18 protein-coding genes and 1 tRNA gene are annotated in these 23,628 nt (G+C 72.9%); 9 read left to right on the top strand and 10 right to left on the bottom strand.

Annotation, left to right across the window (positions count from 1 at the left end; all coding sequences use genetic code 11):
- The first annotated feature begins 299 nt into the window (after positions 1-299).
- Positions 300-1,589, top strand: coding sequence for a helix-turn-helix domain-containing protein (locus ACZ6BG_RS33305; protein ID WP_469008375.1), 1,290 nt, complete (start codon positions 300-302; stop codon positions 1,587-1,589).
- Between the two features lie 124 nt (positions 1,590-1,713).
- On the opposite strand, the gene ACZ6BG_RS33300 is transcribed toward ACZ6BG_RS33305, so the two are convergent.
- Together ACZ6BG_RS33300 and ACZ6BG_RS33295 are read right to left on the bottom strand one after the other, a co-directional pair.
- Positions 1,714-2,454: a 4'-phosphopantetheinyl transferase family protein gene (locus ACZ6BG_RS33300; RefSeq protein ID WP_469008373.1), complete on the bottom strand. Its 741-nt coding sequence runs from the start codon at positions 2,452-2,454 to the stop codon at positions 1,714-1,716.
- An 84-nt stretch (positions 2,455-2,538) separates the two neighbouring features.
- Positions 2,539-4,686, bottom strand: coding sequence for an MMPL family transporter (locus tag ACZ6BG_RS33295; protein ID WP_469008370.1), 2,148 nt, complete (start codon positions 4,684-4,686; stop codon positions 2,539-2,541).
- Positions 4,687-4,990: 304 nt separating this feature from the next.
- On the opposite strand from ACZ6BG_RS33295, the gene ACZ6BG_RS33290 reads away from it, so the two are divergent.
- From ACZ6BG_RS33290 to ACZ6BG_RS33280, 3 genes are read left to right on the top strand one after another with little or no spacing between them, the layout of a single operon-like run.
- Positions 4,991-6,232, top strand: a complete 1,242-nt coding sequence (locus ACZ6BG_RS33290) for a sensor histidine kinase (protein WP_469008368.1) — start codon at positions 4,991-4,993, stop codon at positions 6,230-6,232.
- 11 nt (positions 6,233-6,243) lie between these two features.
- On the top strand, positions 6,244-6,915 hold the full coding sequence (locus ACZ6BG_RS33285; protein WP_405657045.1) for a response regulator transcription factor: 672 nt from the start codon (positions 6,244-6,246) through the stop codon (positions 6,913-6,915).
- 44 nt (positions 6,916-6,959) lie between these two features.
- The gene (locus tag ACZ6BG_RS33280) at positions 6,960-7,784 is read left to right on the top strand and encodes a DUF4097 family beta strand repeat-containing protein (RefSeq protein ID WP_469008366.1); all 825 of its coding nucleotides are present in this window, start codon (positions 6,960-6,962) and stop codon (positions 7,782-7,784) included.
- Positions 7,785-7,957: 173 nt separating this feature from the next.
- On the opposite strand, the gene ACZ6BG_RS33275 is transcribed toward ACZ6BG_RS33280, so the two are convergent.
- The 5 genes from ACZ6BG_RS33275 to ACZ6BG_RS33255 form a co-directional block, all read right to left on the bottom strand.
- Complete coding sequence (locus tag ACZ6BG_RS33275; protein WP_469008364.1) at positions 7,958-9,487, bottom strand: aldehyde dehydrogenase family protein; 1,530 nt, start codon at positions 9,485-9,487, stop codon at positions 7,958-7,960.
- 152 nt (positions 9,488-9,639) lie between these two features.
- Complete coding sequence (locus ACZ6BG_RS33270; RefSeq protein ID WP_469008362.1) at positions 9,640-9,924, bottom strand: acyl carrier protein; 285 nt, start codon at positions 9,922-9,924, stop codon at positions 9,640-9,642.
- A gap of 90 nt (positions 9,925-10,014) precedes the next feature.
- Positions 10,015-11,700, bottom strand: a complete 1,686-nt coding sequence (locus tag ACZ6BG_RS33265; protein WP_469008358.1) for an acyl-CoA dehydrogenase — start codon at positions 11,698-11,700, stop codon at positions 10,015-10,017.
- Complete coding sequence (locus ACZ6BG_RS33260) at positions 11,697-13,382, bottom strand: acyl-CoA dehydrogenase (protein ID WP_469008354.1); 1,686 nt, start codon at positions 13,380-13,382, stop codon at positions 11,697-11,699. Before ACZ6BG_RS33260 ends, ACZ6BG_RS33265 begins: the two co-directional genes overlap by 4 nt.
- Complete coding sequence (locus ACZ6BG_RS33255; RefSeq protein WP_469008351.1) at positions 13,379-15,142, bottom strand: fatty acyl-AMP ligase; 1,764 nt, start codon at positions 15,140-15,142, stop codon at positions 13,379-13,381. Before ACZ6BG_RS33255 ends, ACZ6BG_RS33260 begins: the two co-directional genes overlap by 4 nt.
- A 329-nt stretch (positions 15,143-15,471) precedes the next feature.
- On the opposite strand from ACZ6BG_RS33255, the gene ACZ6BG_RS33250 reads away from it, so the two are divergent.
- A complete protein-coding gene (locus ACZ6BG_RS33250) occupies positions 15,472-17,481 on the top strand; it encodes an AfsR/SARP family transcriptional regulator (protein ID WP_469008347.1) in 2,010 nt (669 codons plus the stop codon).
- Between the two features lie 14 nt (positions 17,482-17,495).
- Positions 17,496-17,933, top strand: a complete 438-nt coding sequence (locus ACZ6BG_RS33245; protein WP_469008344.1) for a DUF6336 family protein — start codon at positions 17,496-17,498, stop codon at positions 17,931-17,933.
- 91 nt (positions 17,934-18,024) lie between these two features.
- Here ACZ6BG_RS33245 and ACZ6BG_RS33240 read toward each other — a convergent pair.
- Positions 18,025-18,098 (bottom strand) — tRNA-Pro (locus ACZ6BG_RS33240).
- 145 nt (positions 18,099-18,243) lie between these two features.
- Between ACZ6BG_RS33240 and ACZ6BG_RS33235 the strand changes: the two genes are divergently transcribed.
- The 3 genes from ACZ6BG_RS33235 to ACZ6BG_RS33225 all read left to right on the top strand — a co-directional run bounded on the left by ACZ6BG_RS33235 (position 18,244) and on the right by ACZ6BG_RS33225 (position 21,872).
- Complete coding sequence (locus ACZ6BG_RS33235; RefSeq protein ID WP_469008340.1) at positions 18,244-18,801, top strand: DUF309 domain-containing protein; 558 nt, start codon at positions 18,244-18,246, stop codon at positions 18,799-18,801.
- Positions 18,802-18,900: 99 nt separating this feature from the next.
- Positions 18,901-19,677 (top strand): precorrin-6A synthase (deacetylating), encoded by a 777-nt coding sequence (cobF, locus tag ACZ6BG_RS33230; RefSeq protein ID WP_469008335.1) that lies wholly within the window; start codon positions 18,901-18,903, stop codon positions 19,675-19,677.
- Between the two features lie 89 nt (positions 19,678-19,766).
- Entirely contained in the window at positions 19,767-21,872 is a 2,106-nt protein-coding gene (locus ACZ6BG_RS33225) for an MDR family MFS transporter (RefSeq protein WP_469008332.1), read from the top strand.
- Between the two features lie 71 nt (positions 21,873-21,943).
- On the opposite strand, the gene ACZ6BG_RS33220 is transcribed toward ACZ6BG_RS33225, so the two are convergent.
- Both ACZ6BG_RS33220 and ACZ6BG_RS33215 read right to left on the bottom strand, forming a co-directional pair.
- Complete coding sequence (locus ACZ6BG_RS33220) at positions 21,944-22,687, bottom strand: cobalt-precorrin-6A reductase (protein ID WP_469008329.1); 744 nt, start codon at positions 22,685-22,687, stop codon at positions 21,944-21,946.
- A gap of 44 nt (positions 22,688-22,731) precedes the next feature.
- A complete protein-coding gene (locus tag ACZ6BG_RS33215) occupies positions 22,732-23,526 on the bottom strand; it encodes a sulfite exporter TauE/SafE family protein (protein ID WP_469008325.1) in 795 nt (264 codons plus the stop codon).
- Positions 23,527-23,628 lie beyond the last annotated feature (102 nt).

Genomic DNA, 23,628 nt, shown 5'->3' with positions numbered 1-23,628 from the left:
AGGGCCTGTCACACGAGGCACAACAGTAGACACGCCCCTGTCACACTTCAAGCCAAAAATTGCACGCACCGTGCGGTAGGGCGTTGACCTGCAATGGTGTTAAGAAGTCGCCAAGTTCACGACGCGGCTGCGCACCGGTTCGACAGCCATACCCCCTTCGCCCTACTCTGCCGCCGTAATAGCCGGTGACAGGGCCGCACGTTCCTTGCGGTCCTTGACCAAGAGCGGTGCCACGCGGCGTGCCCGGCGGCATCCGCTTGTCGCCTCCCGGCAAGCCGGGGCGATCCCTGAGGACGAAGATGATCGAACAGCCCGCGTTCGGACGCAGACTGCGGATGCTGCGCGTGCAGCGTGGCCTGTCCCAGACCGAACTGGCGGGCGACGAGGTGTCGGCCAGCTACGTCTCCCGGGTGGAGAGCGGCCGGCGTTCGCCGAACGAACTCATCGCCGCCTTCTTCGCGCGCCGGCTCGACGTCCCCCTGGACGCCCTCACCAACCCCGCGGCCCAGGACGAGGGCGAGCACCGCAGCCGCCGGCTCGACATCGCGGGCAAGCTCCTCGAAGCCCGCGCCCTGCGCAAGGACGGCGAGCTCACCGTCGCCGCCGAGCTGCTGCGCGGCATCGGCGCCGCGGCCACCGGGCACGCCGAGGAGGACGTGCTGTGGGAGGCCACGTGGGAGCTCGCCGACGTCCTGCGCGAGCTGGGCGACACCACCGCCGAGCACCGGGTCCTGGCCGGCCTCGCCGACACCGCGCTGTCCCAGGAGACGCCCCGGCTCGGCGCGCGCGTCGCCACCGCGCTCTCGGAGAGCCTGCGCCGCCAGGGCCGCCTCGGCGAGGCCGTCCGCACCGCCGAGCACGCCGTGTCGGTCACCGTCGCCCTGCCGCCCACCGCCCACGAGCGGGTCGGCGCGATGCTGGCGTTGATCAACTCCTACACCGACAGCGGTGAGCTGGAGAACGCGGCCGGTCTCGCCGACACCCTCCAGGAGACGGCCGAGGACATCCCCTCCCGGCAGTTGCGCGGCCAGGTCTACTGGGCTGCGGGCAGCGCCCGCTTCCTGTGCGGCCGCCCCGAGGACGGCGTCCACCTGCACGAACAGGCCTTCGCGTGCCTGCGCCCCGAAGTGAACCTGGGGGCCTGGGCGCGGCTGTGCCGGGCGTCCGCGGCGCTCCGCCTGGAGTACGACCTCTCGCAGGACGCCACCGGGCACGCGGCGCGGCTGCTCGCGCGCGCCCGCCAGGCCCTCGAACTCGTCGGCCGCGACGACGACATGGCCGAGCTGATGCTGGCCGAGGCTCACCTGGCGCTGCGCCAGGGCAAGCCGGAGCGGGTGCTCGAACTCACCACCAAGGTGTGCGACTGCGACGCCGAGCTGCCGCTGGCCGGGCTCGGGCAGTGCCAGTTGCTCGCGGCCCGCGCGCACGCCCTGGCCGGGAACTCGGCGGCGGCCCGGGACAGCTACCGGCTCGCGGCCGAGACGCTGGACCGGGCGGGTGCCTATCGCAAATCGTCGGAGGCCTGGCGGCAGTTGAGCGAAATGCTCGCGGCCGGCCCCGGGGACGGGCCGGCCGCGGCCACCGACTGACGGACCGGAGTGCCAGGGGGTTGTCGTCCGTATCCGGTCAGTCGGAGTTCAGCACCACGGGCGCCCCACCGGACCTCGGTGGGCCCGGCCGGACCCAGCGGGTCCCGGCCGGACCCAGCGGGTCTCAGAAGGAGTGCGCCTCGTGGAAAGTCGGGTTGAACGTCCAGGTGTGCAGGGCGGTCACGGGCCCCGCGGCAGCGACGGCGGCCACGGTGCCGCGCCCGCTGGGCAGGTCACGGACCTGCACCTCGGTCATGCCGGAGCCGTCGGGCAGCGGCACCGCCACCACGCCCGCGCCGTCCTCGACGAGCACGTCCACCTCGTCCGGCGGGACCCTGAGGCCGTAGCCCGCCGCCCGCAGCACCGCCTCCTTGCGGGTCCACAGGCTCAGGAAGAACATCTGCCGGGCGTTCGGGGACAGCCTGCGCAGCAGCCGCTGCTCCCACTCCGTCAGGGCCAGGTGCAGATTCTCGCCGTAGGCCACGTCGCCGTCCTGGATGTCGACGCCGACCTCGCTGATCAGTGAGACGGCGACGAGCTGCTGATCGCCGACGTACGCGGAGCTGAAGCACACCTCGTGGTCGACGAGGGCGAGGCGCCCGTGCTCCGTACGGCAGAACTCGACGCTCCTGGGGTTGCGCCCGAGCACCCAGCCGAGCACCCTGCGGGTCGTGGCCCGGGCGCTCAGGAAGGCCCAGCCGTCGCCGGAGCGGCCGAAGGCCTCGGCGGTGGCGCGCTCGGCGTCGGTGACCAGCTCCAGCGCCTGAGCGATGGCCTGACGCGCCGGCTCCAGGCCCACCCGGAACACATGGAGTTCGCCCGACCGTACGACCAGACCGGAAGGAACCGCGGCCCACCCACCCATCTACCTGATCTCCTTAGTTCGCTGGCCGCCGGACACACGGAGGGCAGGACCGGGCAGGACCCGGCCCTCCCTCGCGCGGGCCGATCAGTCGTGGGAGGCGGCCGGGACGGTGCGCGGCGATCGCGGCGCGCGCCACGCCTTCGAGCCCAGCAGTTTGAGCGCGGCGGGCAGCAGCACACCGCGGATCAACGTGGCGTCGAGAAGGATGGCGACGGCCAGTCCCACGCCCAACTGCTTCATTTCCAGGGTCGAGAGCGTCGCGAAGACCGCGAACACGGCGACCATGATCACAGCGGCTGTGGTGACCACACCGGCGGAGGTGAGAATGCCGTGCCTAATCGCCTCATGTGCAGAGCCCCCCCGGCTGACACCCTCACGAATCCGGCTCAGCACGAAGACGTGGTAGTCCATCGACAGGCCGTAAAGAACTACGAACAGGATAAGCGGCAGCCAGGAAACGACCGCTCCATTTGAGTCAAAGCCCAGGATGTTTTCGGCCCACTCGTGCTGGAAGACCAGGACGAGCACGCCGTAAGAGGCCGTCACGGAAAGGACGTTGAGGACACCTGTGAGCAGCGCGAGCGCCACGGAGCGGAACGCGAGCAGCATGATCCCCAGGCAGAGCAGCATCACGAAGCCGATCACCATCGGCAGCCGGTCCTTGAGCGTCTTGGAGAAGTCCGTGGAGAAGGCGGTGGCGCCGCCCACGGCCCAGTTGTCGACGTCCGCGCCCTTCAGGGCCTGCGGCGCCAGGTCCGAACGCAGCAGCTTCAGCGTGTCCTTGGCCTGCTTGCCGCCGGCGTCGCCCTTGACGTGCAGCTCGAGGCGGGAGACCCGGCCGTCCTTCGACACCGAGAGGTCCGGCTTGTCAGATGCGGCGAAGCGGCCCGTCGCCATGGCCTTGGTGTGCAGCCCGGTCAGGAGCTTCGCCACCTCGCCGGAGCGGGCCTTGTCGGCCTGGACGGCGACGGCGTGCGAGGTGCCCTCGCTCGGGAAGGCCTCGACCACGCGGTCGTAGGTCTGCATGACCTCGTAGGAGCGCGGCAGGTCCTCGTCGCCGGGCATCTTCAGCTTCATGCCGAGCGCGGGCGCGGCGAGCGCCAGCATCGCCACCAGGCCGATGGTCAGGCACACTCCGGGCGCCTTCAGGACGGGGCGCAGGACGGCCCCCCACAGCCTGCTCTCCTTGCCGACGTTGGTACGCCGCCACAGCAGCGGGATCCGCGGCCGGTCGATCTTGTCGCCGAGCCCGGCGAGCGCCGCGGGCAGCGCCGTCAGCGAACCGAGGACCGCCACCAGGACGACCAGGACGGTGCCGAGGGCCAGCGAGGAGAACAGCATGCTGCCGGAGAAGAACATTCCGGCCATCGCGATGGCCACCGTCAGACCGGAGACCAGCACGGCCCGCCCCGACGTCGCCACCGCGATCCGCAGCGCCGCCTCGGGCGACTTGCCGAGGGCACGCTCCTCGCGGCGGCGCCGGATGTAGAAGAGCGAGTAGTCGACGCCGACGGCGAGCCCCATGAGCAGGATCAGGCTGGCCTGGTTCTCGTTCACGGGGACGAGCAGCGAGGTGATCCCGGCCAGGCCCATGGCGAAGACCACCGCGGTGATGCCGAGCAGCACCGGCAGCCCCGCGGCGAGCAGCGCGCCGAAGGCCACCAGGAGGATCACCAGGGTCAGCGGCAGGCTGATGAACTCCGCCCGCTGGAAGTCGGCGCCCAGCTTGGCGCTCAACTCCTTGGTCACGGAGCCCTTGCCGAGCTGCTCCACGCGCAGGTCCCCGTGGGCCTTCTGCTCCGCCTCGGTGGCCTTCAGCATGGGGCCGACGACGGCCTTGGGCTTCTTCTTGTCGTCGCCGGTGCCGAGGTCGAGGGTGACCGGGAGCAGCACGCTGCGCCCGTCCTTCGAGGTGACCGGGTCGCCGACGCGTGCCACGTCCGCGACGTCGGCGTAGCGCCCCCGCAGTGACGTGACCACGGAGTCGGCGGTGGCCTCGGAGAGCTTGCCCTCGCGCGCCTGGATCAGCACGCGCTCGACGCCCTCGTCGGCGAAGTCCGCGTCGTCCAGCATGCGTTCGGCGACGGCGGCCTGACCGGTCAGACTGTCGGCGTCCTCCTGGTCCTCGACGCCGGTGACCATGCTCGCCCCGTACGCGAGGATCACCGCGAGGACCCACAGCAGCAGCGTGGTCTTGCGGTGGGCCATGCTCCAGGCGGCCGTGCGTTCCACGACTCCGCGCGGCGGAGCGCTCCCCGATGGGGCGTTGCGCTGGCGCGCTGCGTCCCTCTGGTGCGATTCCTCGGTCACTGACATCGTCAAAGCTCCTCGTCAGGGGGTACGCCGTGACGCTACGCAGCGGCCCCCCGCACGGTCAGGCGTGCAGCCACCCATCGACCGGTAGTGCTGCCACTACCGGGGAAGGAAGCGCCTGCACGCTCGGAGAACAGCCGATGGGCTGCCTAAGATCCCTGGTAGTCGAGTTGGAGACCGGAGGGGCGCCGTGAGGCTGAGACCACCGCGGATACGTGCGGCCTTGTACCGCGTCGCACGGGGACCGCTCGGCCGGGACACCCGAAACGACCTGTTGCAGTTGCTGACGACGCTGGCGATGACACCGCTGTACTGCGTGCCCATCATCCTGTTCACGCTGGGCGCGGGCCTCACGCCGCTGCTGCTGCTCGGTCTGCCGCTGCTGCCCCTGGCCATGAAGCTGGCCGGGTGGATCGCCCGGGTCGACCGCGAACGGCTGTACTTCCTCCAGGAGTTGGACATCGACATGCCGCTCGCGCAGTCCGGCAGCGGCTGGAAGGACCGCCTGGAGCGGCTCTTCGGCCGCCGGGCCTGGCGCGAGTTGGGCTTCACCGCGGTCATGACGATGTGGGGGCTCGGCGTGGGCGGCCTGGTGGTCGGGCTGCTCGCGGCAGGGCTGCTGCTCGCGGTGCTTCCCGTGCTCGGCTGGTTCCTGCCGAGCGGCGCCTCGCTGCTCGGCGTGGACCCCTCGACCGTCGCCGGGATGGTGCTCGGCCTCGCCATCGGGCTCGCGCTGCTCGCCGCCGGGCTCTGGCTCAGCGGGCCGCTGGCCAGGACCGAGTCCGCCATGGTCGCCCGGATGCTCGGCGCCAACCAGGTCGACCATCTCGTACGCCGCATGATGGACCTGGAGGACAGCCGCTCACGGATGGTCGACGCGGCCGAGGTGGAGCGGCAGCGCATCGAGCGCGATCTGCACGACGGGGCGCAGCAGCGGCTGCTCTCGGTCGCGATGAGCCTCGGCCGGGCCAAGTCCCGCTTCGACCGGGACCCGAAGAAGGCACGGCAACTGCTGATGGCCGCGCACGAGGAGGCCAAGGCCGCCATGCAGGAGCTGCGCGACGTCACCCGCGGCCTGCACCCGTCCATCCTCACCGAGCAGGGCATCGAACCCGCCCTGACCACGATCGTGGCCCGCAGCCCGGTCCCCGTCACGCTCTCCGTGGGCCTCCCGGAGCGCCCCACGCCGCGCGCCGAGGCGGTCGCGTACTACGTGGTGTCCGAACTGCTCACCAACATCGCCAAGCACGCCGCGGCGAACCGGGCGGCGGTGCGGGTCTTCCGGGAGGAGAACCTGCTGCGTCTGCTCGTCACCGACGACGGGATCGGCGGCGCCGACGCCGACCGGGGATCGGGCATCCGCGGCCTGCGGGACCGGATCCACGCGGTCGACGGCCACCTCACTCTCTCCAGCCCCGCCGGTGGCCCCACCGTCGTCGACGTCACGCTTCCCTGGAAGGCCTGAGCATCACCATGTTGCGCGTTGTCATCGCGGAAGACTCCGTCCTGTTGCGCAGCGGCCTCGCCAAGCTGCTCATGGACGAGGACATCGACGTCGTGGGGCAGGCCGGGGACGCGGACGAACTGCTCGCCCTGGTCGCCGACGTCGCGCCCGACCTGTGCCTGGTGGATGTGCGCATGCCGCCCACCCACACCGACGAGGGGCTGCGCGCCGCCCTGACGATCCGCGCGGGCGACCCCCGCCAGCCCGTCCTCGTCCTGTCGCAGTACGTGGAGGCCAGGTACGCCTCCAAGCTGCTCGCCAACGGCAGCGTGGGGCTCGGCTATCTGCTCAAGGACCGCGTCGCCGACGTCGACGAGTTCGTGGCCACCCTGCACCGCGTCGCCGAGGGCGGCACGGCCCTGGACGCCGAGGTGGTCAGCCAGGTCCTCGCGGGCACGCAGAAGCAGGACGGCCTCGCGCCGCTCACCGCGCGCGAACGGGAGGTGCTCGCGCTGATGGCCGAGGGGCTGAACAACGGCGGCCTCGCGGAGCGCCTGTTCATCACCGAACGCGCCGTGGAGAAGCACATCCGCTCCATCTTCACCAAGCTCGACCTGCTCCCCGACGACCAGGGCCACCGCCGCGTCCTCGCCGTCCTGCAGTACCTCGACTCCCTCGCCGACACGCGCAGATCCCCGGAGTGAGCATGTCACCGAGCCGCGCTCACCATCCAAGACCGGAGTTGGACATGTACGAGACCCTCACCTCGACCGGCTCGGCGCCGAGCCCGGCGGGCCGCCCCCGGCGCTCCGTCGTGCGGCGCGTCATCCGCATCATCGCGATCCTCACCGGCATCACGCTCGTCGGCGGGGCCGCCTGGTACCTGCTGCTGTTCCTGGTCACCCGCACCGACACCGGCACCTCCGCGATCGACAAGTCGACTCGCAACGTGGTGGTCGACATCGACAGCGGCGACGTCGAGATCGACGTGGCCGGGCAGGGCGAGAAGCCGGAGCTGCACAAGAAGCTGACGAAGTCGCTGCGCTCGCCCGACGAGAAGATCGAGCAGGACGGCGACACCCTGCGCGTCAGCACCGACTGCGGCGAAGGCATGGGCAAGTGCGGCTCCGACTACCGCCTCACGGTGCCGGCCGGCACCCGGGTGAAGGTCCAGACGCGGCTCGGCGATGTGACCGTGAAGGGTGTACGGGGCTCCGTGGACGCCCGCACGAAGATCGGCGGCGTCCGCCTGGAGCACATCACCGGTGCCCGGCTCGTCGGCTTCAGCAAGACCGGCGCGGTCACCCTCAAGCACGTCGACTTCGACTCCGCCGAGGCCACGTCGAAGCTGGGTGACATCCGGTTCGAGGACATCGAGCCGTTCGAGAAGCTCAAGGCCGTCAGCAAGATGGGCGACGTGGAGCTGCACCTGCCCAGGAACTCGGGGCCGTACGACGTGAACGCCTTCACCAAGATCGGCGACCGGAAGGTGGACGTGGACCGGGACTCCTCGTCCGGCACGCCGGTGGAGGCCCGCACGAAGATCGGCGATGTGACCGTGCGCGGCGACTGACGCGCCGACCGACCTCGCCGCCGCCGGGACCCCCGCCCGGCGGCGGCGCCCGGGCCCGCGGCACCCCCCGCGCCGCAGGCCACACGAAGGACGCCTCCGACACCGTGGTCGGAGGCGTCCTTCGCCCGTTCCGGGCGGTACGCGCGCGGGGCTCGGGCCTTCGGGCTGCCGCGTCAGGACAGCCGGAACCCGAGGTCCGCGTCGATGTCCTGGACGTCCATCTGCGCGCGCTGCAGCGTGCCCGCGTAGTCCCAGTTCACCGACTGCCACGAGGTGAACTGGTCGATGACCCAGATGCCCGACTGACGGCTCCCGTTGCCGGACAGGCCGTTGCCGCCGAAGGGCAGGTGCGCCTCCGCGCCGACGGTGGAGTTGTTGACGCTGACCATGCCCGCCGTGCAGCGCTCACGGAAGGAGAACGCCGTCCGCGCGGAGCCGGTGTAGATCGCGGCCGACAGACCGTACCCGTGGCCATTGGCGAGGTCGACGGCCTCGTCGAAGGTGTCGTACGCCATCACGGACACGAGCGGGCCGAACGTCTCGGTGCGGTACAGCTCGTCGTCGGGGCGCACCCCGGCCACGATCGCCGGGTGCGCGAACACGCCCGCGTCCGGGTCGCCGACGAAGCCCTTGCGCGGGCTCGCGGAGGTGATCCGGCCGGTGGCGGTGGAGCCGGACAGGGCGTGGTGGGGGCGGACGAGGTCCAGGGAGCCGAGGAAGTTCTCCAGGTACCGCTCGCCGATGAGCGGGCCGTAGAACACCTCCTCGCGCCGCGGGTCGCCGACGGTCAGGTCCGCCACGGCCGCGCTGAAGCGGCGCAGGAACTCGTCGTGCACATCGCGGTGGACGATCGCCGTGCCCAGGGACGTGCAGCGCTGCCCTGCGGTGGCGAAACCGCTGAACACCGCGCCCTGGACGGCGAGTTCGAGATCGGCGTCGTCGGTGACGACCAGCGGGTTCTTGCCGCCGAGCTCCAGGCAGGGCGACTGCAGGTGACGCCCGGCGAGCTCGCTCACCTTGCGGCCCGCGGCCGTCGACCCGGTGAAGCCGATCTTCTGGACGAGCCCCTCCTCCAGGGCCCGCTCCAGGCCCGCGTACGTGGCCTCGCCGTCGGCGTGCACCAGGCGAAGGACGTCCTCGGGCACCCCGCCCGCGGTGAACAGCGCCGCGAGGGCCTCCGCGACGGCGACCGCGGACTCCGACGGCTTCCACACGACGGTGTTGCCGCACAGCAGCGCCGGTACGAGGTACCAGGCGGGCACCGCGGCCGGGAAGTTCGCCGCCGTGACGATCACGGCGGTGCCCAGCGGCTTGCGGTAGGTGAACAACTGCTTGTCGGGCATCTCGCTGGGCACGGTCTGGCCGTACAGGCGCCGCCCCTCGCCGAGGAAGAAGTCGCAGGTGTCGATCACTTCCTGCACCTCGCCCAGGGCCTCGCCGTAGGGCTTGCCGACCTCCCGGGTGATCAGCGCGGCCAGCGCCTCCTTGTTCTCGGCCACGAGCCGCCCCACGTTCTGCGCGACCCGGCCCCGCAGCGGCGCGGGCAGCGCCGCCCACGCGGCGCGCGCGCCGTGGGCGGCCCTGGCGGCGGCGACCAGGCCGTCCGCGTCGCTCAGCGCCCGCTCCGCGACGACGTCCCCGAGATCGGCGGGATTGCGCGACACGGTCTGCCGCGCGGTCGCGGCACTCTTCGACTCAGCCATGTTGGCCAGCCCTCTCTTCACGTGTGAATGCCGACACGCACAGGGACGCGCGTGTCGGCACACGGCCGGAAAGCCGTGTCAATGGACCCTTCGCCACCTTGATTTCCATGTCACAACTTTTGCCGAAGATCGTGACAACGGGTACATCGCCGTCAGGCGGTGGCGGCCCGCCGCTGCTCCCGCTCGGCCAGCAGATAGGTGGCGAGCCGCGCGACCGTCGGGTGGTCCCACACGGCCGTCGGCTCGACCTGGATCCCCAGCCAGTCCTCCACGTCGGCGGCGAAGGCGACCACCGCGACGGAGTCGAGGCCGTACTCCCCCAGCTCCTGCTGGGGGTCGACCGGCGCGTCGAGGTCGGGGACGTACTCGCCGACCCGGTCGACGAGCCAGCGCTCCAGCTCGTCGAGGGTGAGCGTGTCGGAAGCCGTGTTCTCCATCTGATTGCTCCTCAAGTCACTTGTCGCACGGGTCGCTTGCCGCACGGGTCGCGTGCGCACATGCGGGATGGTCTTGATCGGTCGGGCCGGTCAGCGGTACTGGCGCGCGGAGAGTCCGAAGCTCACCGTGCGGTCGTCGCGGCTCAGGAGTTCGTCGACGAGGGCGCCCTCCACCTCGGCCGGCACGTCCTCGGGCTGTCCGGCGGCGATGCCCTCCAGGCGGGTCAGGGCGGCGACGAGCCACTCCGGGCGGGCCAGGAAGTCGTCGCCGGGCGCGTGCCGCCACACCCCGACGCACGCGGCGGCGGCGAGGGCCGTGGTGTACCGGGCGGCGAGGTCGCGGACCTCGACGGTGGCGGCGATCGACAGGTCACGGGGCTTCAGGCCCGCGCAGGCCTCGGTGAGTCCGCGCATCCCGCTGATCTGACGCTCGATCAGGGGGCGCAGCGGCGTGGGGACGTCGTCGTCGAGGGCGGCGTTGAGCGCCATCACGAGGCCGTCCTTGCCGCCCGCGGTGACGCGCAGTCCTGGCAGGTCGAGCGGCGGGAGTTCGGCGTCGGGGACGAACAGGGCGGCCGGGGCGGGGGCCGCGTCCCGCCACGAGCGGCGGGCGAGCACCGGCAGTTGCGGCAGCACCGCGGACAGGCAGGCGGCGCGGGCGATGTGCCCGAAGCCGACCGGCTTGATGTCCCTGGCCATCTTCTGGAACACCCCGTGCTGCCCGTCGCGGCGGTAGAACTCGGAGCCCATCACCAGCGACAACTGCTCGAACGCGTCGAGCGTCACCCCGGCCAGGAGGTACTTCACGGCGGGCGCGTAGGCGCTGCCGGACTCCGGCAGGGCGTGCAGCGACCGGGCCGCGACGGTCCCGAACGCCTCGCTCAGGAGCAGGTCGGCGAAGGTGTTGGCCAGGGTGGTGCGCACCATCGGGATGGACGCGGCGTCGCGGCCGTAGAGACGGCGCTCGCGTACGTGGTGCAGGGTGACGCGCAGACCGGTGTCCAGCATCGCGGTGCTCATCGCGGGCATGGCGATCCGGGTCAGCTGGAAGGCGCGGTTGGCCGTCTCCAGGCCGGTGCCGGGGGCTCCGAGCAGCGCGTCGTCGTCGACGGGGAAGGAGTCCACGGCGATGCCTCCGAGGCGCACGCCGCGCATCCCGACGGAGCGGAACCGCGGCAGGAACCGCACCCGGTCCGGGTCGAGATCGGCCGTCGGCACGAGCAGCTGCGAGCAGGAGCGGGGGCCGCCGGAGGGGTCGGTGCGGGCCAGGAACACCATGGCGTCGGCCCGGTCCAGGTTGGTGATGGACTCCTTGCGGCCGTTCAGGACGAGGCGGCCGTCTGCGGGCGTGGCCGCGAACTCGACGGAGCCGATGTCGTTGCCGTGCGCGAGTTCGTGGAACGCGCAGGAGACCTTGTTGCCCGCGAGCAACAGTTCGGCCGTGTCGCGGCGCTGGTCGGGCGATCCGGCGGTCCAGACGTTGACCGCGCCGAGCAGGGAGCTGGAGCAGTGGCCGAGGCCGAGGCTCGGGTCGCGCCGGTAGACGGACCGCATCAGCTCGACGAGGTGGTCGACGCGTTCGAGACGGCCGCCGAGCGCGCCGGGGACGAACTCGGAGAGGATCCCGAACTCGTCGAGGGCGGCCGCGCCCCCGACGGGCACCTCCTCGCGTTCGTCGGCGGTCAGGACGGCGGCGAACCCGGCGCCGTTCGCGGCGTCGAAGGGGTCGCCGAGGCGTTCCTCGAGCGTTTCCATGCGTGCGTGGACGTCACTCATGCGGACACCTCCACCGGCGTGCCGAACAGGGAGATACGGGCGCCGTCGTCGCTGAGGAGCAGGCGGCCGAGTTCGTCGAAGACGCCGTTCGCCTCCGGGGGCCGGTGGCCGAGGCCTTCGAGCACCAGGGCGAGCGCGCCGCGCAGCCACAGTCCGTCGCGCCACGCGGGGCGGTCGTGGGCCTGCGGGTTGGCGGCCCACACGGCGAGGGCGGCGGCGCCGGCGAAGCACCATTCGTAGTGCTCCGCGAGCCGCATCGTCGCCGTCGCGGGCAGGCCCGCGGCCGGCCGGAGCGCGGCGATGCGCGTGCCCAGCTCGCCGTGGGCGTCGAGCAGGCGGGCGGCGAGGCGGTCGGCGCCGCCGGGCGGGTCCGCCGTGACGGCGGCGACGAGTTCGCCGAGGGCGCCGAGGACCGAGTCGCGGCGCGGCATCACGCCGAGCCGGGTCAGGTCGAGGGCGGCGGGCTCGTGGTCCGCGCGCAGCCACTCCCGCACGGGGCGGCCGGTGCCCGGGCGCGGGCGGCGGCCGGGACGCAGGGCCGGCAGGCTCGTCGCGAGGGCGCTGCGGTTGACCCAGGTGCTGCCGTCGAAGATGCCGACGACCTGGTGGTCCCGCTCGATCTTGGCGAAGCCGCCGTAGCCGTCCACGCCGGTCAGGAAGGAGCGGGCGCCGAGCAGTTCGCCGACGAGACGGAGCTGGCCCTGGACGAGGGTCGGTACCAGCGCCTTGGTGATCGCGGACACGGTGCTGAGCTCTTCGGGCACCTCGTGGGCGGCGCGTGCCGCCGTGAACGAGAGGGCCTCGGCGAGCAGTTGCCGGGCCACGGCCCGGCCCGCGACGGCGCGGGCGTGCGGCAGGTCGGCCAGGCGCCTGCCGTGCAGGCGGCGCTCGGCCAGGAAGTCCCGGCCGATCTCCAGGGCGTGGTCGCCCGCGCCGAGGGACAGCGCCACGCAGGCCACTCGGGTCAACTGGAGCGACTTCAGGACGAGTTCGAGGCCGCCGCCGACGGTGCCGATGAGGGCGTGGGCGGGCACGCGGGCGTCCCGGAACTCCACGCCGCTGATGTCGGCGCTGCGGATGCCGTGCGTGGGCACCTTCGGCAGGTGGCGTACGGTGCCGCGGGGCGTGGCGTCCTTGTCCACCAGGAAGACGCTGAAGCCGCGCGGCCCGCCGCCGGGGTCGGTGCGGGCGAGGACGCAGACGAAGCGGCCGCGGGTGGCGTTGTTCACGGGCCACTTGCGGCCGGAAAGGCGCCAGCCGGAGCCGTCCCTGACCGCGGTGACCTCGCCGGAGAGCAGGTCGCTGCCCCGGTCCGGCTCGGTGAGCCCCCAGGCGACGGGCTCGCCCGCGAGGACGTGCCGGGCGAGGGAGGCCGCCGCCGCGCTGTCGCCCGCGGCCCACACCGACGCGGTGCCGAGGAAGGTCTTGCCGTGCGCGACGGCGACGGTCACGTCGCGGGCCGCCACCGTGCGCAGCAGGCTGTGCACCTCGTCCAGGCGCTCCAGGCGGCCGCCGTGCCTGCCGGGGACGTAGTGGTCGGGCAGTCCCCACTGGTCGAGAGCCGCGCAGGCCTGGGCCGGGAACGTCTCGGCCTCGTCGTGCGCGGCGAGCAGCGCGGGGTCGAAGGGGCCGCCGGGCCGCGACCAGAGGTCGACCTCCGCGGCCAGCTCGGATGTACTCAACTCAACTCTCCTGTCGCGGATACGGCCGGCTCGGGCCGCTGCTCATAGCCGTCGGACCACAGCGGTTGCAGCGCGCCCTCCAGGTACAGCGCGCGCATCGCGGACCGCTGGACCTTCCCGCTCGTGGTGCGCCGCACCCCGCCGCGCCGCATCAGCAGCACCGAGTGGGCGCGCAGCCCGAACTCGCGGGACACGGTGTTGCGCATCCGCTTGGCGAGCGCGGCCAGTTCGTCGTCGGGGGCGCGGCGGCGGACCTCGTGGATGACCACGAGCTGCCCGTCGTCGCTGTCGTCCGCGGGCACCGACACCACGGAGCCGACGGTGTCGCGCAACGGCTCGTGGTGCAGGCGCAGTTCGTGCTCGATGTCGTGCGGGTAGACGTTGCGGCCCCGGATGATCATCATTTCCTTGATGCGTCCGGTGATGTACAGCTCCCCGGCGACGAGTACGCCGAGGTCCCCGGTGCGCAGGAACCCGCCCTCGTCACCCAGCTGTTGGCCAAAGGTCGCGCCGGTCACCTCGTCGTTGCGCCAGTAGCCGCGCACGACCGAGTCGCCGCGCAGCCACAGCTCGCCGATCTGCCCCGGCGGCAGCTCCTCCAGGGTCGCCGGGTCGACGATCCTGGCCTCGATGTCGAGCAGCGCGCCGCAGCTCACGAGCGTGCGGGCCGGGCCGTCGGCGGCCGGTTCCAGGCGGCCGCGCTCCAGGGCGCCGGGGGCGCAGCGCAGCACGACCGGGGTGCGGCGCGGGGAGCTGGAGACGAGCAGGGTCGCCTCCGCCATGCCGAAGCACGGCGCGAAGTGCTCGGGCCGGAACCCGGCGGGCGCGAACCGCGCGGCGAAGTCGTCGAGGACGCTGGCCTTGACCGGCTCGGAGCCGCTGACGGCGTACTTCCAGCGGGACAGGTCGAGTCCGGCCACGTCCTTCTCGGCGACGCGGGTGACGCAGAGTTCGTACGCGAAGTTCGGCGCGGCCGAGACGGCGATGTCGAAGTTCTCGATCAGTTCGAGCCAGGCCCGGGGCCGCCGCAGGAAGGCGGCGGGCCGCATCAGGACGGTGCCGTGACCGGCGAGCAGCGGGGACAGGATCAGCCCCATCAGGCCCATGTCGTGGTAGTTCGGCAGCCAGCCGCCGAACGTCTCGCCCTCGGCGAGGGGGAACGCCGCGTCCGTGGTCGCCGCGTTCGCGAGGAGGTTGCCGTGCGTGACGATGCTGCCCTTGGGGTCGTTCGTCGAGCCGGACGTGTACTGGAGCACGGCGACGGCCTCGCGGTCGGCGGCGTGGACGGCGAAGTCGTCGGCGCGGCGGGCGAGGTCGATGCTCGGGGAGAGGACCGGCGCGGTGATGCCCTGCTGTTCGCTCCAGGCGAGGACGTCGTCGCGCTCGTCGGGCGCGGTGAGCACGCAGCCGATGTCGGCGTCGTGGGCGATGCCGCGCACCCTGCGCTGGTCCTGCTGGTAGCGCCCGGGCATCGAGGAGGGCACCGCGACCAGACCCGCGTAGAGGCAGCCGAGTACGGCCGCGACGAACTCCGCCGAGGTCGGCTGGAGCAGCAGGACGCGGGCTCCCTCCGGGCACACCTCGCGCAGGTCGCGGGCGAACACGCGGGCCGCCTGGTCGAGTTCGGCGAACGTGAGCCGCTGGGCGGATGCGGGATCCGTGGGGTCGCTGACGATCACGACGGCCTGCCGGTCGCCGATCTCGCGTGCGTGCCGCGCGAAGACCTCGGACACGCTGGTCGCACCGAGAAGGTCCACCATGCTTCGTGTACTCCTGAGTCGAGGGGTCGAGGAGCCGCTGGTCACCGTCAGGACGGCGGTGGGCACGGGCAGTCGGGGGCGCGGCCCTCGCGGGCGGCCCCCGTACCTGCCGTCCCGCACACCCCACCGATCCGCTCTATGCGGTTTCTATAAGCGGCGCCGCGCGACTTCTCCAAGCGGCGCCGCGCGACGGTTTCCGCATGTGGCGACGCACGGCTCGATCACCCCGGGACAGCGCCCCGTACACTCGATCTTCCGTTCGACCCGGAGGAGGCGGGCAGCAACCGCCGGACGGCTGGGGGCAGTACGAGCAGGGGGGCTCGCAAGCGATGGAATTCCGCATTCTCGGCCCGGTCGAGGCGAGCGCGCACGGCACCGCGGTCACGCTGTCCGGCGCCAAGATCCACACCGTGCTCGCCACCCTGCTCCTTGCCCGTGGCCGCCCTGTGACGTACGAGCAGTTCAGCTCCCGACTGTGGGGCTGGGAGCCGCCGTCCTCGATGCACGCGCAGATCCATTCGTACATCCACAAACTGCGCAAGAGCCTCGGCGAGACCGTGCTGCTGACCCGGCAGCACCGGGGTTACCGACTCGACGCCGCCGACTCGGTGTTCGACCTGGTGCAGTTCGAGGAGCTGACGGAGGCCGGGCGCCGCGCGGCCGACCGCGGCGACCCGCGCACGGCGACGGCGAAGCTGGCGGCCGCGCTCCGGCTCTGGCGCGGCACCCCGCTCGCGAACGTGACCGACCAGCTCGCCGAGTTGGAGCGCCCGCCGCTGGAGGAGGCGTATCTGACCACCATCGAGCAGCGGGTCACGGCCGACCTGGCGCTCGGCGCGGACGCCCGCCTCGTCCCCGAGCTGACGGGCCTGGTGCGCGAACACCCCCTGCGGGAACGTTTCCGTGCCCAGCTCGTCATCGCGCTCGGCCGCAGCAACCGCCAGGCCAACGCGCTCCTCACGTACCACGAGGGGCGCAGGCTGCTCGCGGAGCAACTGGGGGTGGACCCGGGGCCGGAGCTGTCCGAGGCGTATCAGTCGGTGCTTGAGGAAGGGGCGGCCACGACGGCCGGGGCGGCTGGCGCGATCGGCGCCGCCGGGGCCACCGGGACGCCGAGGACAACACCGCCCCTATCCCCCGCACCCGCGGGGGCGTCCCCCGAGTGGCCAAGACCCCCGGCGGTCCTCCTGCCGCCGAACATCGACCCCTACCTGGGCCGCGCGGCCGAACTCCGCACCGTCGAACGGAAAGTCGCCGCGGCGGCCGGCGCCGGGGAAACCGCGGGCAAGGACGCACCCCCCGGCCCCACCCCGAACCACACCCGCACCCCCGACTCCCCCGCCACCCCCACCCGCGTCCTCATCACCGGCCCGGTCGGTTCCGGCCGGACCGCGCTCGCCGTCCGGGCCGCCCACGCCCGCGCGGATCTGTTCCCCGACGGGGTCCTGTTCGCGCGGGCCGCGGCGCCGGACGGCACCCCGCACAGCGCGGAGCACATCCTCACCCTCCTCCTCACCAGCCTGGACGAGCGCCCGCCGCCGGACGCCGACGTGGCCGAACTGCTCCGCCGGTACCGCCTCGCGTCGTACGACCGGCGTCTGCTCGTCGTCCTGGACGACGTGGTCGCGGAGCAGGACGTCGAGCAGTTCGTGCCGAACAGCCCCCGCGCGGCCGCCATCCTGACCGGCGACCGCAGGCTGCCGACGGTGACCCACGAGGACACGGTGTGCCTCGGCCCGCTGGCGACCGCCGACGCCGTGGAACTCCTGGCCGCGATCGGCGGCCGGGAGACCGTGCTCGGGGATCCGGAGGCGGCACGCGAGGTCGTCGCGTTCTGCGACGGCCTGCCGCTGGCCCTGCGCCTGGTCGGCGCGCGGCTCGCGGCCCGCCCGCTGTGGACCGTCGCCGACCTCGCGGCCCGACTGGCCGACCCGGCCCGGCGCCTGCGCGAGCTGGGCTACGGCGGGCAGAGCCTGCACGGCACGCTGATGGCGGTGGTACGCCGACTCCCCGAGGGCGTACGGGCGCTCCTTCCGCGCCTGGGCGCGCTGTCGGAGCCGGAGTTCGGGCCGGGGCGGGGGCCGGGTGCCGGGCCGGAGTTCGGCGCGGCGGACCTCGTCGAGGAACCGGGTCCGGAGCCGGTCGTCGAGGCGGGGTTGGAGCGGTTGGCCGATGTGTGGCTGGTGGTGCCGTCGGCGCCCGACGAGCGGGGCGGGGCGCGGTTCCGCTGCACCGCGCTGACGCGTCTCGTCGCCGAGGAGCTGGCGGCCGGACCGGGAGCGGACGGGACCGGAGGCGCGGGCGCCACGGGGCCCGCGCGGCCACGCCCGCACCCCTGACGTACGCTGCCGCGATGACTTCCCCTCAGCGGCGTGACCAAGGACCGGCCAGGGACGAGGACGGTGTGCTGCTGCCGCGGCTGCGGTTCACGAACGTGCTGGTGCGGGGCGCCCTGTTCGGGGTCGCCGCCACCGTCGTGCCACTGGTGGGGCTCGGCGTCGTCGAGGACCACCACGAACGCGGGACGTTCCTCGCCGTCGTGTCCGGTTTGGGCCTGACAGCGGGTGCTTTCTGCCTCCTGGTCGGCCTGTTCTTCTGGTCGGCGTGCGGCAGCGACGTCCGCCGCTGGCGCGACCTGCGCACGATCACCGGCCAGACCGAGGCCGTCACCGTCATGGCCCCGGCCCTCGTCCGCCTGGGCATGACCGGCCTGCTCCTCTCCCCCGGCACCTACGCGCTGTACCACCTCGTCGACAACGCCGCGTACGACAGCTGGCTCTACGGGAGCTGACCAGGTCCTGGGAACGGTCGAGGGACCGACGAACGACCGAGGGGCCGTACCGGATTTCTCCGGTACGGCCCCTCGCTCACGACTTCAACAGTCGGGACGACAGGATTTGAACCTGCGACCCCTTGACCCCCAGTCAAGTGCGCTACCAAGCTGCGCCACGTCCCGTCGCGATCCCCCGCGGTGCCCCGCGTGATCACGTAGGTAGAACTCTACCGCACGCCGCGGGGTGGTCCGGTGCGTGTGGGTCCCGCCGGGCGCGAGGGGTGTGCCCCGGCCTGCCTCGGTAGGCGGGGCGCGGGAGAATCGGCGCATGACTGGCGCACTTGGACCGAACGGCGCGGGCCGTGGCCGTGACCGTGACGCGGAGGGGCGGGCCCGCAACGCCCGGCCGCGCGACGGGCTCGGGCGGCCGTTGCCGTACGGCTCCGACGGGGTGGAGCGACAGCCGGAGGGCGTGGCGCGCACCCCCCGCGAGACCGTCGCCGAGGCGCAGGCGCTGCTCGACGCCGGGCGGCCCTTCCACGCGCACGAGGTGTTCGAGGACGCCTGGAAGTCCGGCCCCGACGAGGAACGCGGCCTGTGGAAGGGGCTCGCTCAGATCGCCGTCGGGCTCACGCACTCCGCGCGCGGCAACACCACGGGCGGGGCCCGGCTGCTGCGGCGGGGCGCGGGCGCCGTCTCGGCGTGGACCGAGGAGGCGCCGGGGCGGAACCGTCCTTACGGGATCGGCGTACCGGAACTGGTCGCGTGGGCGCGGGAGTTGGCGGCGCGCGTGGAGCGGGACGGGCAGCTCGCGGACGCCGCCGCCTGCGCGCCCACGTTGCGCCCCGGCGGCGAGGGCGATGGCGCGGGCGGCGTCGACGGCTGAGGGCACGGTGGTGGTCCCACAGCCGGCACCGGTCCCGCTCCCGACAGCGGGCCCGCACCCGGCGGCGGCCCCCGCGCCCCGGTGCGGCACACTCGCCCCGTGCGAAAGATTCATGTCATCGGCATCGGCGCGGGCGACCCCGATCAGCTGACCCTGCAGGCGGTCAAGGCGTTCGGGGACACCGACGTGTTCTTCCTCCTCGGCAAGGGCGAGGAGAAGGCGGACCTCGTGGCGCTGCGCCGGGGCATGCTCGACGCCCACCGGCCGGACGGGGCCTACCGCGTCGTCGAGGCCCGCGACCCCGAGCGCGACCGCCGGGCGGGGGGCGCGGACTACTCGCCCGCCGTCGACGACTGGCGCAGCCGCCGCGCCGACATCTACGAGCGGCTCATCGCCGAGGAACTGGGCGCGGACCAGACGGGGGCGTTCCTCGTGTGGGGCGATCCCGCGCTGTACGACAGCACGATCGGGATTCTGGAGGAGGTGCTCGCGCGGGGGGCCGTCGCCTTCGGCTACGACGTCGTCCCCGGCATCAGCAGCGTCGCCGCCCTCGCCGCCCGCCACCGCACCGGCCTGAACCGCGTCGCGCGCCCCGTCCAGATCACCACGGGCCGCCGCCTCGCCGACGAGGGCTTCCCGGCCGGGGTCGACGACGTGGTGGTGATGCTGGACGCCCGGCAGGCCTTCCGGCGGTACGCCGACCGCGACGACGTCGAGATCTACTGGGGCGCCTACATCGGCACCCCCGACGAGATCCTGGTGTCGGGGCCGCTCGCGGAGGCCGCCCCGCGCATCGAACGGCTGCGCGCCGAGGCCCGCGCCCGCAAGGGCTGGATCATGGACACGTACCTGCTGCGCAGGCGCACGGACGGCTGACCCGCCCCGCGGCCCACCGCGGGGCGGGCCCGTCACCGGACCGGACGGCCCCGCATGCACACCCCCGGCGCGAGTGTGAGGGTGAGGCTGTGACCGTTACCGATCAGCCCGTGGCCGCGGCGGAGCAGGGGCCACCGGTCCTGGACAAGCGCCGGCGCAATGTCGTCTTCGTGACGATCATGCTGGGGGTGCTGCTCGCCGCGCTCGACCAGACGATCGTGGGGACCGCGCTGCCGACGATCGTGTCGGACCTGGGCGGGGCCGAGCACATGTCGTGGGTCGTGACGTCGTACCTGCTCGCGGAGACGGTCGCGACGGTGCTCGTCGGCAAGTTCGGCGACCTGTTCGGGCGCAAGATCGTGTTCCAGGTGTCGGCGATCGTCTTCATCACCGGCTCGTTCCTGTGCGGCCTCGCCACGAACATGACGCTGCTCATCGCCTGGCGGGCGCTGCAGGGCATCGGCGCGGGCGGTCTGATGGTCACGGCGATGGCGCTGATCGCCGATGTCATCCCGCTGCGGGAGCGCGGCAAGTACCAGGGCGCGATCGGCGCGGTCTTCGGCGTGTCCACGGTCATCGGGCCGCTGCTCGGCGGCCTGTTCACGGACCATCTGACCTGGCGTTGGGCGTTCTACGTCAACGTGCCCATCGCGATCCTCGTGGTCGCGGCCGCCGCCCGCACGATCCCGGTGGTGAAGTCGGCGTCGAAGCCCGTCATCGACTATCTGGGCATCGCGCTGGTGGCGGTCGGCGCGAGCGCGTTGATCCTGGCGACGAGCTGGGGCGGCAACGAGTACGCGTGGGGCTCGGGCACCATCATCGGGCTGTTCGCGGGCGGACTGCTCGCGCTCGCGGGCTTCTGCTGGGTGGAGACACGCGCGGCGGAGCCGATGCTGCCGATGCGGCTCTTCGCGAACCCCGTGTTCACGGTCTGCTCGATCCTCAGCTTCATCGTCGGCTTCGCGATGCTCGGCGCGATGACGTTCCTGCCGACGTATCTGCAGTACGTCGACGGGGACTCGGCCACGATCTCCGGCGTGCGGACGCTGCCGATGGTCGTCGGCCTGCTCATCGCGTCGATCTTCAGCGGCAACGTGGTCAGCAAGACGGGCACGTACCGGATCTTCCCCATCGTGGGCTCGCTGGTGATGGCGCTCGGGCTCTTCCTGCTTTCGCTGATGGGCAGCGAGACCAGTACGTGGCTGGAGTCGCTGTACATGTTCGTGCTCGGCGCCGGGATCGGCCTGTGCATGCAGGTGCTCACCATCGCCGTCCAGAACACCGTCGCCTACGCGGACCTCGGCACCGCGACGTCCGGCGTCACCTTCTTCCGCACGCTGGGCAGTTCGTTCGGTACCGCCGTGTTCGGCACGATCTACGCCAACACGCTCGCCCCGAACCTGCGGGACGGGGTCGCGGAGGCCTCCCGTACCGGCGCCGCGCCGCCCGACGTCGTCGCGAAGGCCTCGCAGAGCCCCCAAGGGCTGCACGACCTGCCGGGCGCGGCCGCGGCACCGCTGGTCAAGGCGTACGCGGACACGCTCCAGACGGTGTTCCTGTGGACGGTGCCGGTCGCGCTCGTCGGGTTCGTCGTGGCGCTGTTCCTCAAGCAGGTCGAGCTGCGCGACAGCGCGCGGATGAGCTCGTCCGACATGGGTGAGGGGTTCGCGTCACCGCAGACGGGCGACTCGGCCAGGCTCCTCGAACTCGCCGTCGGCAACATCCTGCGCGCCAAGGGCCCGCAGACCGCGCGCGCCATCATCCAGCGGTCCGACACGCGCCTGGACATGGCCGGGGCCTGGGCGGTGATGCAGGTCGCCCTGTTCACCCGGATGGTCGGCCACGCCAACCTCAACCTCATCGCGGCCCGCCGCCAACTGCCGCCGGAGGTCCTGGTGCCCGTGTTCGACCGCATGGTCGAGGAGGGCTATCTGACCCGCACCGGGACGTTGTTCCAGCACACGGCGGCGGGCGCGCGGGAGGCCGACGTGATCGGTACGGCGTGGGGGGCCTGGCTGCGCGAGCAGTTGGAGAAGGACGGCGGCCGCGCCCTGGAGGGGGCGGCCGGGGGCGACGGGAAGCTGATGGCGGCGGTCGACGCGATCGCGAAGCGGCTCCTCGCGGAGGACCTCGCGCACGGGCTCGCGCTGGACCGGCGGCAGGGGGCACGCCTGGCGGTGAAGACGCCGGCTTAGGGCGGGCCCGCGTCCCTACGAGGACAGGGCGCGCCCGCGGCCACGCGAGCCGGACCCATCGGACAGGCGCCCTAGGGTCCGGGCACCCCGAGCCGCGCGAGCGCCGACTCCACGTCGGCCACCACCGGCATCCCCGGCGGCGGCTCGGGGCGGCGCACGACCACCACGGGCAGGGACAGGGCACGGGCGGCCGTGAGCTTGGCGGCTGTCGCCCCGCCGCCGCTGTCCTTCGTGACGAGCACGTCCACGCGGTGGTCGCGAAGGAGTGCCGTCTCGCCGTCGACGGTGTACGGGCCGCGGTCGAGGAGGATCCGTACGTCGCGGGGCAGCGGCGGCTGCGGCGGCTCGACGGAGCGTACGAGGAAGTGCAGCGCGTCGTACGGGGCGAAGGCCGCGAGACCGAGACGGCCGGTGGTGAGGAAGACACGGCGGCCGAGGGTCGGGAGCGCGGCGGCGGCGTCCTCCAGGGAGGCCACGTCGTGCCAGTCGTCGCCGGGGCCGGGGCGCCAGCCGGGGCGGCGCACGGCGAGCGCCGGGACGCCGGTGGCCCGTGCGGCTCGCGCCGCGTGCGCGCTGATCGTGGTCGCGAAGGGGTGTGTGGCGTCGACGAGCGCGGTCACGCCGTGGTCCCGCAGCCACCGCGCGAGGCCGTCGGGCCCGCCGAAGCCGCCGACGCGCACGTCGCCTTCGAGCGCCGCGGGCCGGGTGACGCGGCCCGCGAGCGAGGTGGTCACCCGTGTGTCCGGCCGGGCGGCGAGGGCGGCGGCGAGGCGGCGGGCCTCGGTGGTGCCGCCGAGAACGAGCACGTGGGGCATGGGGTCGAGGGTACGTGGGGCCCGGTGTCGGCCAGGCGGGGGCGTCAGCGCAGCAGGAGCTGGAGGCCGCCGAGGACGGTCGCGCCGATGACGAGCTGTTCGAAGAGCCGCTGGTTGATGCGATTCACGCACGCCTTGCCGATGAGGGCGCCCGGGATCACGAACAGGACGAGGGTCGCGTCGAGCAGCAGCGAGGGCCCGTCGATGAGGCCGAGGCCGACGCTGAAGGGCACCTTGGAGGTGTTGACGATGAGGAAGAACCACGCCGAAGTGCCGAGGAAACTCAGCTTCTTGAAGCCCGCCGAGAGCAGATACATCGACATGACCGGTCCGCCCGCGTTGGCGACCATGGTGGTGAAGCCGCCGAGCACGCCGTAGGAGGGCGCGGCGATCCCGGCCCTCGCCCGCGCCGTCCCGCCCTCGCTGTCCGCCGTGGGTCCGGTCGCGGCCGACCGGCGCCGCCACACGGTCACGGCGGCCATGAGCAGCAGGATCGCCCCGATCGACGTACGCATCATGGCGTCGTCGGCGAACATCAGGAACACCGTGCCCAGGGCGACGCCCGCGCCGACCGCGGGGAACAGCCGCCACAACGTGGGCCAGTGGGCGTGTCTGCGGTAGGTGAGGACGGCGAGGACGTCCCCGGCGATGAGGATCGGCAGCAGCACGCCCGTCGACGCGCGGGCCGGCAGGACCGCGGCGAAGACGGCGAGGCTGACGGTGTTCGCGCCGCTGACGGCGGTCTTGGAGAAGCCGACGACCCCGGCGGCCAGGGCCAGGGCGCCGAACTCCCAGACGGTCAGGGCGGATAGGGCTGAGGTGGCGGCTGAGGCGTCCATGCTGGGCACCGATGGTATGCCCACGCACTTTCCGCCGGGGCGGGCCGGGGCGGACCGGTCGGCGAGCAGGGCCGGGTCAGTCCCGCTCGGCGGGCAGGCCCG

This window comes from Streptomyces sp. NPDC041205, assembly GCF_055591765.1.
This window is presented reverse-complemented; position numbering and strand designations above follow the sequence as displayed.

Coding starts and splice junctions, on each gene's coding strand:
- ACZ6BG_RS33245 (WP_469008344.1), top strand. CDS start 17,496: ATGACTTCCCCTCAGCGGCGTGACCAAGGACCGGCCAGGGACGAGGAC.
- ACZ6BG_RS33255 (WP_469008351.1), bottom strand. CDS start 15,142: ATGGTGGACCTTCTCGGTGCGACCAGCGTGTCCGAGGTCTTCGCGCGG.
- ACZ6BG_RS33220 (WP_469008329.1), bottom strand. CDS start 22,687: ATGCCCCACGTGCTCGTTCTCGGCGGCACCACCGAGGCCCGCCGCCTC.
- ACZ6BG_RS33235 (WP_469008340.1), top strand. CDS start 18,244: ATGACTGGCGCACTTGGACCGAACGGCGCGGGCCGTGGCCGTGACCGT.
- ACZ6BG_RS33275 (WP_469008364.1), bottom strand. CDS start 9,487: ATGGCTGAGTCGAAGAGTGCCGCGACCGCGCGGCAGACCGTGTCGCGC.
- ACZ6BG_RS33250 (WP_469008347.1), top strand. CDS start 15,472: ATGGAATTCCGCATTCTCGGCCCGGTCGAGGCGAGCGCGCACGGCACC.
- ACZ6BG_RS33305 (WP_469008375.1), top strand. CDS start 300: ATGATCGAACAGCCCGCGTTCGGACGCAGACTGCGGATGCTGCGCGTG.
- ACZ6BG_RS33265 (WP_469008358.1), bottom strand. CDS start 11,700: ATGAGTGACGTCCACGCACGCATGGAAACGCTCGAGGAACGCCTCGGC.
- ACZ6BG_RS33215 (WP_469008325.1), bottom strand. CDS start 23,526: ATGGACGCCTCAGCCGCCACCTCAGCCCTATCCGCCCTGACCGTCTGG.
- ACZ6BG_RS33280 (WP_469008366.1), top strand. CDS start 6,960: ATGTACGAGACCCTCACCTCGACCGGCTCGGCGCCGAGCCCGGCGGGC.
- ACZ6BG_RS33300 (WP_469008373.1), bottom strand. CDS start 2,454: ATGGGTGGGTGGGCCGCGGTTCCTTCCGGTCTGGTCGTACGGTCGGGC.
- ACZ6BG_RS33270 (WP_469008362.1), bottom strand. CDS start 9,924: ATGGAGAACACGGCTTCCGACACGCTCACCCTCGACGAGCTGGAGCGC.